A 16,102-nucleotide genomic window follows, 5' to 3' on the forward strand; every position below is an offset into this window, starting at 1 on the left:
GCCGCTTTTCTTTATCATTTATTTTGCATATTCCACTGAACGAGTCTCCCGAATAACGGTGACTTTGATATGTCCAGGATAGTTCAATTCATCTTCAATACGGCTTCTGATATTTCTAGCCAGCTTGGTTGCCTCTAAATCATCAATTTCATCAGGGCTTACCATGATTCTGATTTCGCGACCAGCCTGGATTGCAAAAGATTTTTCTACTCCATCGTATGATTCCGAAATTTCTTCAAGTTTTTCCAATCGTTTTACGTAGTTCTCTAGCGTTTCACTTCTCGCTCCCGGTCTTGCAGCAGAAAGTGCATCTGCCGCAGCTACTAAGACTGAGATGACTGAGGTTGCTTCTTCATCTCCGTGGTGGGAAGCAATAGCATTGATGACGGTGTCGTTCTCTTTATACTTCACTGCCAACTCTTTCCCGATTTCCACGTGGCTGCCTTCCACTTCATGGTCGATCGCTTTCCCGATATCATGAAGCAAACCGGCCCGCTTGGCAAGCGTTACATCTTCCCCGAGCTCTGCAGCCAGCAATCCGGAGAGGTGAGCTACTTCGGTTGAGTGTTTCAAAACGTTTTGACCGTAACTCGTCCGATATTTCAGACGGCCGAGTACTTTGACGAGATCCGGATGAAGACCGTGGACCCCAACTTCGAACGTTGTTTCTTCCCCGATTTCACGGATGTAATCGTCGACTTCTCTACGGGATTTTTCCACCATCTCTTCAATTCGAGCCGGGTGGATCCTTCCATCCTGCACAAGTTTTTCAAGAGAAATCCGTGCAATTTCCCGGCGTACAGGATCAAAGCCTGAAAGAATAACCGCTTCCGGAGTATCATCAATAATAAGATCGATGCCTGTAAGCGTCTCGAGCGTACGAATGTTCCTACCTTCTCTACCGATGATCCTTCCTTTCATTTCATCATTAGGAAGGTTAACAACAGAAACTGTCGTCTCGGCAACGTGATCGGCTGCGCACCTTTGCATAGCCAGAGATAGGATATCCTTCGCCTTCTTGTCAGCTTCTTCCTTCGCTTTGTTTTCCGCTTCTTTCACCATGAGTGCCGTTTCATGGGAGAGATCGTTCTCTGTACGATCCAAAATAACCTGTTTCGCTTGGTCGGACGTAAGTCCTGATATTCGCTCCAACTCGGTCTGCTGCTTCTCTACTAGTTGCTGCATAGCGACTTCTTCTTGTTCGAGTTGTGTCTGCCTTTCTCCCAGTGTTTCTTCTTTCTTTTCTAACGAAAGTTCACGCTGGTCAAGCGTCACACTTTTACGATCCAAGTTCTCTTCTTTTTGATTCAAACGATTTTCAAACTTTTGCAGTTCCATGCGCCGTTCACGAATATCATTTTCCGCTTCCTGACGAAACGTCTGGTTCTCTTCTTTCGCTTCAAGAAGAGCTTCTTTTTTAGCTGATTCTGCATTCCTTCGACCTTCTTCAACAATTTGCTTTGCGAGATCCTCTGCACTGGAAATCTTCGCTTCGGCAATGGACTTCCGGACGAAATAACCTGCAGCTAAGCCGATGATCAGGGCAAGCAAGATGAAGATGATCGCGGATACAATACCCATAGTTTCACCTCCTCATGCTTCAACAGCCCATCTTTTGTTTTACCATTACTAAATGTCTCATCATTTCGTTTCGTATCGAAATCATAGGTAAAATAAATGGAATGATACATATCCATTTTATGCTTGCCTATAAAGGATGTCAAGATACTACCTCTATCCAGGGTAGAAAGAAAAAGCAAGGCCCAAGGCCCTGCTTTTCATCAGACATCCAGTGATTCCTGATTTTCTGCATCTTTTTCTTCTTCGCTAGCCGCTTTGGTTTCCCCGTCCATCCCATAATGTTCACGGATCAACCGCTTCAGCTCTTCATATACTTCCACGTTTTCCTTAAGGTATTGCTTCGCATTCTCCCGTCCCTGACCGAGACGGTCTCCATTATAGGAGTACCAGGAACCGCTCTTATTGATCAGGTCGAGTTCTGTAGCTATATCGACGAGTTCCCCTTCTCTCGAAATACCTTCACCGTACATGATGTCGACTTCCGCTTTTCTGAATGGAGGGGCCACTTTGTTCTTGACGACTTTGATTCGTGTCTTGTTTCCGATCATGTCATTCCCCTGTTTCAGTGTTTCTGCTCTACGGACCTCGAGTCGTACTGAGGAATAGAACTTAAGCGCACGACCTCCTGGCGTCGTTTCCGGACTGCCGAACATGACTCCGACTTTTTCACGGATTTGGTTGATGAAGACAGCCGTCGTCTTGGACTTGTTGATCGCCCCGGAAAGTTTACGAAGGGCCTGGGACATCAGTCGTGCCTGAAGACCGACGTGAGAGTCTCCCATTTCCCCCTCAATCTCTGCTTTAGGTACAAGTGCAGCTACGGAGTCTACGACGATCATGTCCACCGCTCCACTACGAACAAGAGCTTCCGCAATTTCAAGAGCCTGCTCTCCGGTATCCGGCTGAGAAAGGAGAAGTTCTTCAATATCTACCCCGAGGGCCTGTGCGTACGTTGGATCAAGGGCGTGCTCTGCGTCTATGAACGCAGCTTGTCCTCCGGCACGCTGCGCTTCTGCAATCGCATGAAGGGCAACCGTCGTTTTACCGGAAGATTCAGGGCCATAAATCTCTACGATTCTACCTCTTGGATATCCTCCTACACCAAGTGCCACGTCCAGGGCAAGAGAACCACTCGGTACTGTGTTTATTTTGCGCTCCGCCTGCTCCCCGAGCTTCATGATGGATCCTTTACCAAATTGCTTTTCTATTTGTCTTAATGCCATATCTAGGGCTTGCTTACGTTCACTCATGAAATTCCCCTTTCTTTATTTCTATACCTATCATAACTTTTTTTTCTTCATTTGCCAACTGAAATGCGAATAAATGTTCCCTTTTTTTTAAAAGAAAAAACATATAGAAAATACAAAAAGTATAAGAAGAAAATTGTATTTTCTACATGTCTGAAGCTGCAACTATTCAATTTTTGAGAAGGTGAAATAAAAGCTGGTACGCTTTTTTCACAGCGCGTTTCCTTATCTGCTCTCTTGAGCCCTGGATATGGTAGAAGTGATGATAAGCCCTCTGTTCCCCGACTTTCACTCCTATATAGATCGTTCCAGGCTCATGTCCTTCACTTGAGGAGGGACCTGCTACACCTGTGAAACTGATACCGATATCCGAGCGGAACATTTGCTGAATCCTTTCAGCCATCTCTTCCGCGCATTCTTTGCTGATCGTTCCATAACGATTCGTAACATAAGGAGAAACTCCTAGTGATTTTTCTTTCGCTTCTTTCGTATAGGAAACCATTCCTCCCGCACAAACGTGGGAAGCACCTGGAATACGGATCAGCTCATTTATGAATTCACCGCCTGTCAGACTCTCAGCAGCTGCTATCGTAGATCCATTTGATTTCAGTAGTTCACAAACTTTTTCTTCGATCGTGATGTCGTCACTACCGTAATAATAATCACCGAGACGTGATAAGACGATTTCTTTCTCTTTAGAAATGATCTCCTTCGCTTCTTCAATCGTATCAGCGGAAGCTGTCAGTCTCAGTCCGACTTCACCCATAGAAGCGAGCGGAGCAATGGTAGGATTGTTCTGGACTCTGATCCGATCAGAGAGACGATCCTCAAGTGCCGATTCGCCGATACCGATAAAATGAAGCATTTCCGATTTGATTTCTGTGGGAAGATCGTATCTTTCTTTCAAATACGGAAAGAAGCCTTCTGTCATCAGATACTTCATTTCCATAGGAACTCCGGGGAGAAAGACCCAGATCACTCCGTCGTGTTCTACGATTTGCCCGGGGGCCATCCCTTCTTTATTTTCAAGGACATACGCCTCCTCAAACACCTGAGCCTGTTTATAGTTATTGGAAGTCATCGTCAGCCCGTTTTTTTCATAATAAGCTTCGATGATCCCTTTCGATGTCTCATCCATACGGAAGGACTGCCCAAAGAGTTCATTGGCAGCCTCTTTCGTCAAATCATCATCCGTAGGTCCAAGACCCCCTGTTACGATGACGAGGTTGGATCTGGATTGAGCCGTTTGGAATATATCCGTGAGCCTTTGCATGTTATCACCGGCGGCTATGTGATAATAGACGGAAATACCATGCTGGGCGAGTTGTTCCGATAGCCACTGGGCATTTGTGTTAGCGATCTGACCGAGCAATAGTTCGGTACCTACACCTATCAGTTCCGTTTTCCACTGTTTCATTTCGAATCCCTCATTACATGCCAATTTTTCTTAAAGTAATCGTACCCGGAATACACAGTAATCAGTAGAGCTAGATACAATCCTATGATTCCTAAAGGAAACCCAAGAAAAGCGAAAGGGAAGTTATGTAACAGCAGAAGGGAAATGGCGACAATCTGAATCCACGTTTTCAATTTTCCCATTTGACTCGCCGCAAGTACTGCTCCTTCACCTGCAGCAACAAGTCGGAGACCGGTAACTGCGAATTCCCTACTGATAATTAAGATGACGATCCATGCCGGAGCGAGACCGATTTCAACAAGAAGGATCAGGGCCGCACTGACGAGAAGTTTATCAGCCAGAGGGTCGAGGAATTTCCCGAGGTTCGTCACCAAATTGTGCTTCCGTGCCAAGTGTCCATCAATCCAGTCTGTGGTAGATGCGATGATAAACAGAATCGCCCCTAACAGATGGGAAATCGGAAGCTCCCGCTCTCCCATCTCAAGTGTTCCCCACCCGAAAGGTACAGACATGAGAATGATAAAAATAGGAATCAAAAAAATGCGTGATAGCGTAATCTTATTCGGCAGGTTCATAAAATACCCCTTTTCTAACAAAAAGCTGCCTCATCCCTAAGACAGCTTTTTGTTCTATTTGAAGTTGATCAGAAGTTTCTGTGTTGTCAAATCCGCCGGGAACTCCAGCGGCTGACCGTCCACGGAAACCGTAAGTGCACCGGCAGAACCGGTTTTCAGGAAAACTTGATTATAGGAAGAGACGTCGATCGTCAAAGGACTGTCCGCTGCTGTGTAAATAATGGGATCAATCAGATTCTCTCCATTTTTAGGTGCAGTCACTTCTAAATAGGATTCCCCTGCCAGTTCGATGGACAGTTGTTTTTCTTCAGCTCCCGTAACCTGATACGTATGTTCAGGAAAGCCACCTGTCCCTGTCTGTTGAAGTTGCACTTGTGCTTGCTGCTTTTCCTCAGGTTCTTCTGCAGCTTTCTCCTGGTCTTGTTGCTCTTTTGAGTCTGGCGTTTCACCTGATGATTCTTGCTGATCTTCACCTGCTGAATCTTCTTCTGGCGCTTCCTCCTGATTTTCTTCGTCCCCGGAGGTTTCCTCCTCATTCGAGATTACCACTTCATCTTGAGGCTCCTCTGTCTCAGGTCCTGTCTCTGAAGGAGTCGACAACTGCTGAGTAAAGAAATAAATGACGAAAGCGATGATGATGACGAGTGCCACCGTAATGATTGCGGGGAATATTTTCGACGGTTTCCCCGAACTCTTCTGTTTCGAAGTATCCTTCTTAGCTTTCTGCACTCTCGTATACGGAATCGTCGTCTCCTCATCCATCGAAGGGAGTTCACTTCTATGCTCTTCCATGACCTCTTCCGGATTCAAGCCTACCGTAGAGGCATACTCCCTTATGAACGCTCTCGTATAAAACTTGCCGGGAAGCGTATCGAAATTGTTGTCTTCGATCGCCTGTAAGTATCTTTTTTGAATTTTTGTTGAAGCCTGAACTTCCTCCAAAGACATTCCTTTGGCATTCCGGGCTTCTTTGAGTCGAGCTCCAAGTTCCATTTTCTCACCAACCTTTAAAAGTCAAACATATTAAATCCATCACCGAAATCATTGAACCCGTGATTCTTCTGCTTTTCTGCCGTTTCATAAGTGATGACCTGGTCTTCATCACTTCTCAGTTCGATGATATAGTCGAAATCGTCCATTTTGTATTCCGTCTCCTGTACGAAGATATCCGGATGTTCAATGACCTTCATCGCAGGTAACCGCATAATTTCGCGCACCAGTTGCCAATGCTCTTCCGAAGCCTTCCTCGCCGATACCATCCCATCGATGATGTATACGTTATCCGGACTGAATTCTTCTTTGATCAGTTTGCTCCTTACGGTCTGCTTCAGCAGCGTACTTGACAAAAACAGCCACCGCTTATTGGCACTGACACTCGCAGCCACAATCGACTCAGTCTTTCCTACCCGCGGCATTCCCCGGATCCCTACCATCTTATGACCTTCTTTCATAAACAATTCGGCCATAAAATCAACAAGCAAACCGAGATCCTTTCGTACAAAACGGAACGTCTTCCTGTCATCCACATCACTATGTATATACCTTCCGTGTCGTACAGCCAGGCGATCCCTGAGCTTGGGCTTTCGTAACTTCGTGATTTCAATCGTATCCATCGTCCTCAAAATCGAGCGAAGACGATTAATCTGGACTTCCTCTTTACATAAGAGCAGCATTCCGCGATGAGAATCCTCCACTCCGTTGATCGTGACGATGTTAATAGCCATCATACCTAAAAGCGAAGCGATATCCCCTAGCAATCCGGGGCGATTATACTGAATTTGATATTCCAGATACCATTCCTGTTTCTCCATTCGGAAGCTCCTTAGAAAATCGTTTGATTAGACAATTTCTGCTCTCCTACTATCATAAATGATTTTTTCCTATTAGGAAAGAAAATCTCGCCCAAAAAATAGAAAGGCCGCCCAGAAATTCTGAACGGCCAGGTGTTTCATCGATTACTGTTTTGTACCATTTTAATCATGGCATTAGCAATCGCATGCTGTTCTTCTTTGTTCGAAGCGTTCCACAAATCTCTCAGCGTCGCTTCTTCTTCATTCTTCGGATCAACGTGGCCAGCCAGATAATCGCCGATTTCATAGGCAAGCTCAGAAGCTGCACCTTCCTGTAATCCTTTGGATTCCGCCTGATTCAATCGACTTCCGAGAAACTGTTTCCATGAGTCAAAATTGTCCATGACAGACATCGAAGCCCCTCCTTTTTCATATAGTCGTTACCTAGTATGAGGAGGAATTAGAAAAGTATGCATAATCATTTCCAGCCACCGGAAACATTAATGATTTCACCGGTCACATAAGAGGCTCTCTTTCCGAGCAGAAAACGCGCAACATCGGCAACTTCTCTCGTCTGCCCCTGTCTATGGAGCGGAATCTCTTCTTCGATCGCCTCGATGTCCTCTTTTTCGAATATCCCATTCATCTTCGTATCAATCATCCCTGGGGCAATCCCGTTCACCCTGATGCCGCTACGTCCCACTTCCTTGGAAAGGGCATGGACAAAAGCACGCTGTGCTCCTTTAACTGAACTGTACAGCACTTCCATACTCGCTCCTCCCTCTCCCCATACCGAAGTGACGACGACAAGATTGCCGTGTTTTTCAGAAATCATTCCAGGAAGTACGTGCCGGGTGATCTTCCAGATCGACTTTACATGAATGTGATAAAGCTCATCCATCTGTTGATCCGTCGCTTCTTGAAAAAGTCCATACAGAGACGTCCCTGCTGCAAATATGACAGCATCCCACGTCGTCGTCAGGTTTCCCAGAAACGCATCAATTCCGTCTGGAGAGGATAAATCTCCCTGAATGTAAGTACAGGACGAAGAAGGATGAAAATCGGGCCGGTTGGAATTGTAATGGACTCCGATCTCCCAACCGTCCTGCAGCAGTTGGTCGCAGATGGCACGTCCAATATCTCCACTGCCACCGACTACGAGGCACCTTCTCATTGCTTCGGTTTTACCTGGAATGTCGTCATTTGACTTTCCTGAATCCAGTTCTCGATAAAGGCTTCCATTTCTTCTTTTTTCAGGGATTCAATAACCGGAAGTACATCAAATAAATTGATACCGAGCATATGGTAATGAGTGTACTGGTTTGCAATGAACTCCAGGGAATTCAACGCTCTCATGAATTCTCCGATTTTCTTCCGTTTCATGCGGGCGAAGTCTTCATCACCGATCGATTCTTTTCTGAGAGTGTGCATCATAGTTTTCAAACGCTTCAGGAAAGCCTCCGGATCCCGGGAATCTCCGCCGAGAATCGTGAATCCGAATTCTCGTTCCCATTCCGTTTCAAAATGGAAGCTGTCATCAATCAATCCGCCCTGATAAAGCTCATCGTAGTATTTCCCACTTGTGGAGAAGTAATAATCGAGCAGCATGTCAGCGAATAACTCCGAGCGAAGGAGTTCCTCCCCGGAAAGATCCTTCACTTTCTCTTTCATCCCCACATAGGCCTTCGGCGTCGATACTGCCATTTCAATTGCGTCCTCCGACTTGAATGCTGAAACAGGTTCACGCGGGAATCTTCTGTTTATCTCCGGGGCCTCCGGGAACGTTTTATTATTCTGATTTTCACGGACATACGCCATCATCTCCTCAGCGTCTATATTCCCCGCAATAAACAGAACCATGTTCGAAGGATGATAGAACGTTTCGTAACACGTGTACAAGTCGTCTTTCGTTATGTTCTGAATGGAATCCACCGTACCTGCAATGTCTATTTTTACTGGGTGTTTATGATACAGGCTTCCGATAGTACCGAAGAACCCTCTCCAGTCCGGTTGATCATCATACATACGGATCTCCTGGCTGATGATCCCTTTCTCTTTCTCTACGGATTCCTCCGAGAAATAAGGATCCTGAACGAAATCCACTAATGTTTTCACATTCTCATAAATATGTGAGGTTGCTGAAAACAGATAGGCCGTTTTCGTGAAGGATGTGAAAGCATTCGCAGACGCTCCGAGCTTCGTAAAATCCTGGAACACGTCACGATCTTCTTTTTCGAACAATTTGTGCTCGAGAAAGTGCGCTATCCCTTCAGGCACCGTAACCTCTTCATCCTTGCCAAGCGGCGTGAAGGTCTGATCGATGGAGCCATAGTTGGTTGTGAAGATACCGTATGTTTTCACCATTTCAGGCTTCGACAGTAAAAACACCTGGAGACCATTGTCCATCTTTTCTTCATAAATCGTTTCATTGATATGCTTGAATTCCCGACGCTTCATAATTAGGAATCCCCTTTCTCTTTACTCGTTAAGAAATAGATTGTATCGAGTTGGATTTTCTTGGCTATTTGAACGACGTCTTCTTTAGTTACGCGTTCCAAACGGTCGAATATCTCGTCTGCTGTGATTTTCTTTCCGCTCAGTTGCTGGTGATAGAGGATTTCCACGAGCCCATAAGGATGTTCCATTGTTTCTTTCAGCTGGTGGACGATCTGCTGCTTGGACTCCTCCACTTCTCCCTCTGTGAATTCCCCGTTTTCAATCGCTTTTTTCTGATCAAGGATGATCGATTTCGCCTGGTCATAATCATTCGGGTCAATCCCGCTGAACACGAATAGAAGCCCTTTGTGGCTTTCGAACCTGGAGGCGGCGTAATAAGCCAGGCTGTGTTTTTCACGGACGTTCATGAACAGTTTCGAACTCGGGAACCCTCCGAAAATACCATTGAATACTTGAAGCGGATAGTAATCATCTTCACCGAATAAAGTATGAGTCCGAAAACCGATGTGAAGTTTCCCCTGACTCATTTCTTCGTGTTCAATGATTTCACGGGAGGCTTCGACTTGTTTATCTGATGCTTTCCAACCTTCTCCTGAAGCCTGGAGACCATCTCTCGAGAAATATTCACGGGACAAATCTTCCACTTCCTTCTGAGACACGTCCCCGGTGACATAGACATCCATATCATCGCTTTCCACCAATTCTTTATAATAAGAGAAGAGATCCTCGTTCGAAAGGTCCTCGAGATCTTCCAAATGCCCGTGGGCGTGCACACCATATGCTTCTCCCTCGCACATATGATCCATCAGCCTTATATTCGCATAGCTCATTTTATCGTCTTTCACCGAATGGATCCGCTGTTTGAGCGTATCTTTTTCCCTTTGAAAGATTGATGGCAAAAACCCGCCCTCTTCCTCTTTAGGGTGATAAAGAACTTCATTCAAAATTTGAAGCGCCTTTTCCAGAAGGGATCCTTCTTCTTTTAAGTAACGATCATTCACGACTTCCATCCGGAATGTAAGTATATGACTTTCTCCTTTTTTAGCCGCATCTGCACTTAAAGCCGTCCCGTACAGATCCTCCAGGGCTCCCTGCAATTTACGGGATGAAGGGTAACTTGAAGTGGCTTTTTGTAACACATTCGGCAACAGAGCGCGTTTCGTGATGGTTTCTTTCGAAAGGGCTGCTTTCAATTTCACTACAATAGAAATCGTTTTATACTTATTGCTTGGTAAAACGTGAAGGCGATACCCTTTCATTTCTTCTGTATATTGTTTTGCGATTTTCATTTTGTTCCTCCTATAATCCGGCAATGTCTTCCTTCTTTATCTTATGCTAAATGATGCTTTTACAAAAGTAAAAACATATAACCCGGCGTCGGCCGGGTTATATGCTTAACGACTTCCTTTGATATAAGGTTCTCCGAGTGATTTTGGCGCTTCCGCTCTGCCGATGAATCCTGCGAGTGCAAGTATCGTCAGCACGTAAGGAAGAATCAGTAGGAAGACCTGAGGTATATTGGATAACAGCGGCCAACTGGCACCATTGATACTGATTGCCTGGGCGAAACCGAAGAATATCGCTGCCCCAAGTGCTCCGAGTGGATGCCATTTACCGAAGATGACTGCGGCGAGTGACATGAACCCTTGCCCGACAATCGTAGCTTGAGAGAACGCCTGAGCTACCGTCAATGCATAAGCAGCTCCTCCGAGTCCACCCATCGCACCTGAGATCATAACAGCGATGTAACGCATACGGTACACTTTGATCCCGTTCGTATCAGCCGCCATCGGGTGTTCCCCTACAGCACGAAGGCGTAAACCGAAGGAAGTCTTGAATAAGACGAACCAACCGATGAGTGCGACTGCAATAGCAAGATACGTCGATGGATAGTTCTCAAAGAACATCCTTCCGAGAATCGGGATATCAGACAATAAAGGCACATCCCACGTATAGAAAGGTTGACTGATGATATCCGTCTGACCACGGTCATAGAACTCGCGGGTCAGGAACAATCCTACACCAAGTGCCAGGAAGTTGATCGCTACCCCGCTCACCACCTGGTCGGCTCGGAATGAAATCGAAGCGACCGCGTGAACGAGAGCGAATATGGCGGAAAGAACCATAGCTGCAAGCATAGAGATCCAGGGTGTCATGGAACCGAACGTATCAGCGAACGTAAGGTTGAATACGATACCTACGAATGCCCCCATAACCATTAAACCTTCCAATCCGATGTTGATGACCCCGGACCTTTCACTGAATACGCCGCCGATCGCCGTGAAAATCAGAGGGGCAGCAAATACCAGTGCAGATGAAACCATAATTGCTAACGCTTCAAAAAATCCCATTTATTTCCCCTCCTTGCTGAATTTCAGGAATGCCCAACGGATAATGTAACCGGATGCTACGAAAAGAATGATCAGAGCGATTACAATATCAACGAGCTCCGTCGGTACCCCGGCTTCTGTCGGCATGTTGAGTGCACCGATTTTCAGTGTCCCGAACAAAATAGCCGCCAACACGACACCGATGGCAGTGTTCGCACCAAGAAGGGCTACAGCGATCCCGTCAAAACCGATATTCGTAAACCCGGAACTTACGGAAGCATATTGGAACGTACCAAGACCTTCCATAGCCCCTGCAAGTCCTGCGAAACCACCGGAAATGACCATAGCGATTATGATATTTCTTCCTACTTTCATACCCGAATACTCAGAAGCGAACGGGTTACTTCCGACCGCTCTCAGCTCGAAACCACGCGTCGTTTTGTTAAGGACGAACCACATGGTGAAAGCCATGAGAAGCGCTACGACAAAACCGTAGTGGATCCGGGAGAAGAAAGTGATTTCCCTCAGCCAGGGGGCTGCAAGTGAAGCTGTTTCAGCTACGTTATCCGTACGGTCTGAGCCGTCAGTCATTAGACTTCTGATGATAGAATTGGATAGATAAAGAGCTATGTAGTTCATCATAATGGTAACGATAACTTCATGAACTCCGAGCTTCGCTTTTAACAGACCAGGCACAAATCCCCATAAACTTCCGGCTACAGCAGCTGCCAGCAACGCCACAATCACATGAACAACCGGAGGCATGCCGAATGCTGTACCGACCCATACCGCCGCAAGCCACCCTACGATGACCTGACCTTCAACACCGATGTTCAAGAGTCCTGCCCGCATGGCGAATGCCACGGCAAGTCCCGAAAGAACGTATGGCGTGACCTGTCGAACGGTTTCTCCAAGGAAGTAGGCATCTCCAAACGCTCCATTCCACATAGCTGCATAACCGGCCACAGGATTGTATCCGAATGCAAGCATAATCAACGCTCCTGCCAGAAGACCCAGTACGACAGAGATGAGCGGTACTACGATATTAAAAGTTCGATTGCTGAACATTATGCTTCACCTCGCTTTTCCGACTTTCTTCCGGCCATCAAAAGACCCAGCTCCTGTTCGTCCGTCTCTTCCGGTTTCACTTCTGCAATAATCTGTCCGTCGAACATGACAGCGATTCTGTCACTGACGTTCATGATTTCATCAAGTTCGAAAGATACGAGCAATACAGCTCTTTGCTTATCCCGTTCTTCGATAAGCTTACTATGAATAAATTCGATGGCACCGACGTCCAAGCCTCTCGTAGGCTGAGCAGCTATGAGAAGATCAGGCGAGCGGTCCACTTCCCGGGCGATGATCGCCTTTTGCTGGTTACCACCGGATAAAGCCCTCGCCTTTGTATATTCATCAGGCGTTCTTACATCATATTCTTTGATAAGTGAACGGGCTTTTTCATAAATCTTTTTGAAGTTCAAAATGCCGTTCTTCGAATTGGGCTCCATGTAATAATTCTGAAGCACCATATTTTCCCCGATCGGAAAGTCTAGGAGCAATCCGTGTTTGTGACGGTCTTGCGGAATATGAGCTACTCCAGCTTCTGTCACTTTTCTCGGTTCAAGATTGTAAATCGAATTGTTGTTCAGAGAAACTTGGCCTGAAGAGCTTTTCTTAAGACCGGTAAGCGCTTCGACGAGTTCTGTCTGGCCATTTCCATCTACGCCGGCGATTCCCAGGATTTCCCCTTTTCTGACATCCAGGTTCAACCCTTTAACCATTTCCACCCCGCGGCTATCTTTCACCCTGAGATCCTTGATGCTTAATGCGGTTTCTGTAGGAGAACCGGGTGTTTTATCCGTCTTGAAGTTGACTTCTCTTCCAACCATTAAGGAAGCGAGTTCTGTAGGGTTCGTCTCGTTTACATCGACGGTACCGATCCCTTTCCCTTTACGGATAATTGTACATTTATCACACACCTGCATAATCTCTTTCAGTTTGTGTGTGATAAGAATGATCGATTTCCCTTCTTTCACAAGATCCTGCATGATCTGGATCAGTTCCTTGATTTCCTGAGGAGTCAAGACGGCCGTAGGTTCATCGAGAATAAGAATCTCCGCGCCTCTATAAAGCGTTTTCAATATTTCCACCCTCTGTTGCATACCTACGGAAATATCGCGGATCTTCGCTGTGGCATCTACGTTCAACCCGTATTTTTCAGACAAAGCCTGCACTTCTTTTTCGGCAGCCTTGATATCGACCGTACCTGCTTTACTCGGCTCACTTCCCAGTACGATATTCTCCGTTACGGTAAACGTATCTACGAGCATGAAGTGCTGGTGCACCATTCCGATACCCAGTTCATTCGCTACGTTCGGGTCTTCGATATTTACCTCTTTCCCATTGACTTTGATGCTACCTTTTTCGGGTTTATAAAGACCGAAAAGGACGTTCATCAGCGTCGATTTCCCTGCACCGTTTTCTCCTAAAAGCGCATGGATTTCTCCTTTTTGTACCTGCAGCGTAATATCATCATTCGCCACTATTCCAGGAAACTCTTTCCTGATGTTAAGCATTTCTATTACATAGTCCATGAGATCCTCCCCCACTCTTGCATTTTTTCTATGTTCAAAATCATCAAAGGAAGCACAGATGAGTTCCTTTGATGATTTTGAGATAGAAAGAGGCCGGGTTGTGCCGACCTCTCCTCTCATTACCATTAAAGGGAAGAGATGTATTCTTCCGCACCTTCGCGAGTCTGCGGTACTTCTACTTCGCCGTCGATGATTTTTTGCTTCCATTCTTCGATAGCAGAAATGATTTCGTCTCCAAGCGCTTCTTCGTTCGTGCGCGCAAGGCTGACACCATCATCCTCAAGTCCATATTCAACTACTTCGCCACCAGGGAATTCGCCTTCCATCGCTTGTGTGGAAACGTCCTGAACAGCGATATCTACACGCTTAACCATAGAAGTAAGTGCAACGTTCTGGTCGTTGATCTGACCTTCATCGTGCTGGTCACGGTCTACACCGATGACCCAGACTTCTTCTTCTCCACCACGTACTCGGTCTTTCGCTTCAGAGAATACACCGTTACCTGTTCCGCCGGCAGCGTGGTAGATAACGTCGGCACCCTGGGAGTACATGTTAGAAGCAATCAGTTTACCCTGGTCTGCAGAGTTGAAGCTTTCCGCATACTGAACGTCGATTTGAATATCAGGGTTTACTGTTTTCGCACCAGCACGGAAGCCGGATTCGAATTTGTTGATCAGTTCACTGTCGACACCGCCGACAAAACCGATATGGTTGGACTGTGTCTTATGTGCAGCTGCTACACCGGCAAGGAAAGAACCCTGATGCTCTTTGAACGTGATACTCGCAACGTTATCACCTTCAGCAACCGCATCAACAAGAGCGAAGTTCGTCTCAGGGAACTGAGAAGCTACCTTTTCAACATCAGGTTGAAGAAGGAAACCGATACCGAAAATGAGATCATACTCTTCACGAACTAGACGGTTAAGGTTCGTTGTATAGTCCGCATCACTCTCAGACTGTGCATAGTCGAACCCTTCTCCTTCTTCGAGCCCTTGAGCTTCACCGAAAGCCTGAAGTCCTTCCCAAGCAGATTGGTTGAACGATTTGTCGTCAACCCCTCCTGTATCTGTAACCATCGCAACAGAGAAGTCACCGCCACTTTCACCTTCACTACCGGACCCTTCTTCCTGGGAACCCGTATCTCCGCCGGAGTCTTCGGAATCTCCACCTTCATCGGAAGAACCGCAGGCAGCCAGGAAAATACCAAGTGTTAATACTAGAGTTAACAGAAATAAAACACGACGCATAGTTATAAATCCCCCTTCAAATTTTTGAAAATACTACCTTGTACACCTGAAGACTTCTTACCCGTAAGGGCCTCACCTCCCCCAATGGAATATATCATACAATTGAAAACCCTTACACTCTACGTCTTAAAACATGGAAACTGAACTTGTCTGCCCTGAAGTAATTCAATGATAGAAGCAGCGGTTCATCATCTGCTGTGTAATGCATTTGCTTCAGAAGGAGCAAAGCTTCTTCCGGAGCACTTTTCAATACGGGAGAAACGATATCATGGTACCCGATTGGCTCTATATGAGTAACTGCGTACGTAATCGTCTTCTGAGTGTATTCTTCAATTAAGTTGAACAGGGAATCCGTTTCTTTCACATCTTTTAAAGGGATGACGCCCTCCGGCAACTTATCGACACAGTAAACGACCGGTTCTCCATCAGCTGTTCGTACACGTTCGAGTTTCGCAATCTTATGTAATTCTATCGGATGGAATCTCTCACGATCCTCTTCAGTAGGTTCCACCAGTTCAGCTGATAAGTACTGGGAACCTGGCTTTTTCCCGAATGCAGCTATCATCCCTGTCACACTATCGAGTTCTTCGATACCTGCGGAGAACATAGGTTTCGGGTTCACAAAAGTTCCGACGCCATGTCTTCTCGTAACGAGATTCTCTTCTTCGAGAATCCTCAAGGCTTCCCTAAGGGTAGCACGAGATACTCCCAATTTCTTAGAGAGTTGGAATTCCGAGGGTAATTTTTCCCGTTCTTTGTAGACGCCTCCTTTGATATCCTTCTTCAATTGTTCGATGACTTGTAGATATAAATGTCTGGGATCCTGCTTAATTGGCATTTACCCACCTCCTCTACCTTCTCTCA

At 46.1% G+C, this 16,102-nt stretch carries 15 protein-coding genes; all 15 read right to left on the bottom strand.

What is annotated here, in order from left to right; genetic code table 11:
* Nucleotides 1-18: 18 nt before the first annotated feature.
* Complete coding sequence (rny, locus tag BLQ44_RS02150; protein ID WP_093191515.1) at nucleotides 19-1,581, bottom strand: ribonuclease Y; 1,563 nt, start codon at nucleotides 1,579-1,581, stop codon at nucleotides 19-21.
* 200 nt (nucleotides 1,582-1,781) lie between these two features.
* Nucleotides 1,782-2,831, bottom strand: coding sequence for a recombinase RecA (recA, locus tag BLQ44_RS02155; RefSeq protein WP_093191517.1), 1,050 nt, complete (start codon nucleotides 2,829-2,831; stop codon nucleotides 1,782-1,784).
* 166 nt (nucleotides 2,832-2,997) lie between these two features.
* On the bottom strand, nucleotides 2,998-4,245 hold the full coding sequence (locus BLQ44_RS02160) for a competence/damage-inducible protein A (protein WP_093191520.1): 1,248 nt from the start codon (nucleotides 4,243-4,245) through the stop codon (nucleotides 2,998-3,000).
* Nucleotides 4,242-4,820, bottom strand: a complete 579-nt coding sequence (gene pgsA / locus BLQ44_RS02165; protein WP_093191523.1) for a CDP-diacylglycerol--glycerol-3-phosphate 3-phosphatidyltransferase — start codon at nucleotides 4,818-4,820, stop codon at nucleotides 4,242-4,244. The genes BLQ44_RS02160 and pgsA overlap by 4 nt, the downstream gene beginning before the upstream one ends.
* A 54-nt stretch (nucleotides 4,821-4,874) precedes the next feature.
* Entirely contained in the window at nucleotides 4,875-5,813 is a 939-nt protein-coding gene (locus tag BLQ44_RS02170; protein ID WP_093191525.1) for a helix-turn-helix domain-containing protein, read from the bottom strand.
* A gap of 14 nt (nucleotides 5,814-5,827) precedes the next feature.
* Nucleotides 5,828-6,631 (bottom strand): YmfK family protein, encoded by an 804-nt coding sequence (locus tag BLQ44_RS02175; RefSeq protein ID WP_093191528.1) that lies wholly within the window; start codon nucleotides 6,629-6,631, stop codon nucleotides 5,828-5,830.
* 137 nt (nucleotides 6,632-6,768) lie between these two features.
* Nucleotides 6,769-7,023 (bottom strand): DUF3243 domain-containing protein, encoded by a 255-nt coding sequence (locus tag BLQ44_RS02180; RefSeq protein ID WP_093191531.1) that lies wholly within the window; start codon nucleotides 7,021-7,023, stop codon nucleotides 6,769-6,771.
* Between the two features lie 65 nt (nucleotides 7,024-7,088).
* On the bottom strand, nucleotides 7,089-7,784 hold the full coding sequence (gene ymfI / locus BLQ44_RS02185) for an elongation factor P 5-aminopentanone reductase (RefSeq protein ID WP_093191533.1): 696 nt from the start codon (nucleotides 7,782-7,784) through the stop codon (nucleotides 7,089-7,091).
* The gene (gene yfmH, locus BLQ44_RS02190) at nucleotides 7,781-9,067 is read right to left on the bottom strand and encodes an EF-P 5-aminopentanol modification-associated protein YfmH (RefSeq protein ID WP_093191536.1); all 1,287 of its coding nucleotides are present in this window, start codon (nucleotides 9,065-9,067) and stop codon (nucleotides 7,781-7,783) included. Before yfmH ends, ymfI begins: the two co-directional genes overlap by 4 nt.
* A 2-nt stretch (nucleotides 9,068-9,069) precedes the next feature.
* Nucleotides 9,070-10,356, bottom strand: coding sequence for an EF-P 5-aminopentanol modification-associated protein YfmF (gene yfmF, locus BLQ44_RS02195; RefSeq protein ID WP_093191539.1), 1,287 nt, complete (start codon nucleotides 10,354-10,356; stop codon nucleotides 9,070-9,072).
* Between the two features lie 105 nt (nucleotides 10,357-10,461).
* The gene (locus BLQ44_RS02200) at nucleotides 10,462-11,418 is read right to left on the bottom strand and encodes an ABC transporter permease (protein WP_093191541.1); all 957 of its coding nucleotides are present in this window, start codon (nucleotides 11,416-11,418) and stop codon (nucleotides 10,462-10,464) included.
* Nucleotides 11,419-12,465 (bottom strand): ABC transporter permease, encoded by a 1,047-nt coding sequence (locus tag BLQ44_RS02205; RefSeq protein WP_093191544.1) that lies wholly within the window; start codon nucleotides 12,463-12,465, stop codon nucleotides 11,419-11,421. It abuts the gene before it with no gap.
* A complete protein-coding gene (locus tag BLQ44_RS02210; RefSeq protein WP_093191546.1) occupies nucleotides 12,465-13,991 on the bottom strand; it encodes an ABC transporter ATP-binding protein in 1,527 nt (508 codons plus the stop codon). Before BLQ44_RS02210 ends, BLQ44_RS02205 begins: the two co-directional genes overlap by 1 nt.
* A gap of 125 nt (nucleotides 13,992-14,116) precedes the next feature.
* Nucleotides 14,117-15,238: a BMP family lipoprotein gene (locus tag BLQ44_RS02215; RefSeq protein WP_093191549.1), complete on the bottom strand. Its 1,122-nt coding sequence runs from the start codon at nucleotides 15,236-15,238 to the stop codon at nucleotides 14,117-14,119.
* A gap of 112 nt (nucleotides 15,239-15,350) precedes the next feature.
* Entirely contained in the window at nucleotides 15,351-16,076 is a 726-nt protein-coding gene (locus tag BLQ44_RS02220; protein ID WP_093191551.1) for a GntR family transcriptional regulator, read from the bottom strand.
* Between the last annotated feature and the right edge of the window lie 26 nt (nucleotides 16,077-16,102).

Source organism: Salimicrobium halophilum, from assembly GCF_900100295.1.
GTDB lineage: Bacteria > Bacillota > Bacilli > Bacillales > Halobacillaceae > Salimicrobium > Salimicrobium halophilum.

Bases quoted from the DNA above. Each gene is read 5' to 3' on its own strand.
- BLQ44_RS02200 (WP_093191541.1), bottom strand. From the start codon at position 11,418: ATGGGATTTTTTGAAGCGTTAGCAATTATGGTTTCATCTGCACTGGTA.
- pgsA (WP_093191523.1), bottom strand. From the start codon at position 4,820: ATGAACCTGCCGAATAAGATTACGCTATCACGCATTTTTTTGATTCCT.
- BLQ44_RS02205 (WP_093191544.1), bottom strand. From the start codon at position 12,465: ATGTTCAGCAATCGAACTTTTAATATCGTAGTACCGCTCATCTCTGTC.
- yfmF (WP_093191539.1), bottom strand. From the start codon at position 10,356: ATGAAAATCGCAAAACAATATACAGAAGAAATGAAAGGGTATCGCCTT.
- BLQ44_RS02160 (WP_093191520.1), bottom strand. From the start codon at position 4,245: ATGAAACAGTGGAAAACGGAACTGATAGGTGTAGGTACCGAACTATTG.
- BLQ44_RS02180 (WP_093191531.1), bottom strand. From the start codon at position 7,023: ATGTCTGTCATGGACAATTTTGACTCATGGAAACAGTTTCTCGGAAGT.
- yfmH (WP_093191536.1), bottom strand. From the start codon at position 9,067: ATGAAGCGTCGGGAATTCAAGCATATCAATGAAACGATTTATGAAGAA.
- BLQ44_RS02175 (WP_093191528.1), bottom strand. From the start codon at position 6,631: ATGGAGAAACAGGAATGGTATCTGGAATATCAAATTCAGTATAATCGC.
- rny (WP_093191515.1), bottom strand. From the start codon at position 1,581: ATGGGTATTGTATCCGCGATCATCTTCATCTTGCTTGCCCTGATCATC.
- recA (WP_093191517.1), bottom strand. From the start codon at position 2,831: ATGAGTGAACGTAAGCAAGCCCTAGATATGGCATTAAGACAAATAGAA.
- BLQ44_RS02220 (WP_093191551.1), bottom strand. From the start codon at position 16,076: ATGCCAATTAAGCAGGATCCCAGACATTTATATCTACAAGTCATCGAA.
- BLQ44_RS02215 (WP_093191549.1), bottom strand. From the start codon at position 15,238: ATGCGTCGTGTTTTATTTCTGTTAACTCTAGTATTAACACTTGGTATT.
- ymfI (WP_093191533.1), bottom strand. From the start codon at position 7,784: ATGAGAAGGTGCCTCGTAGTCGGTGGCAGTGGAGATATTGGACGTGCC.
- BLQ44_RS02170 (WP_093191525.1), bottom strand. From the start codon at position 5,813: ATGGAACTTGGAGCTCGACTCAAAGAAGCCCGGAATGCCAAAGGAATG.
- BLQ44_RS02210 (WP_093191546.1), bottom strand. From the start codon at position 13,991: ATGGACTATGTAATAGAAATGCTTAACATCAGGAAAGAGTTTCCTGGA.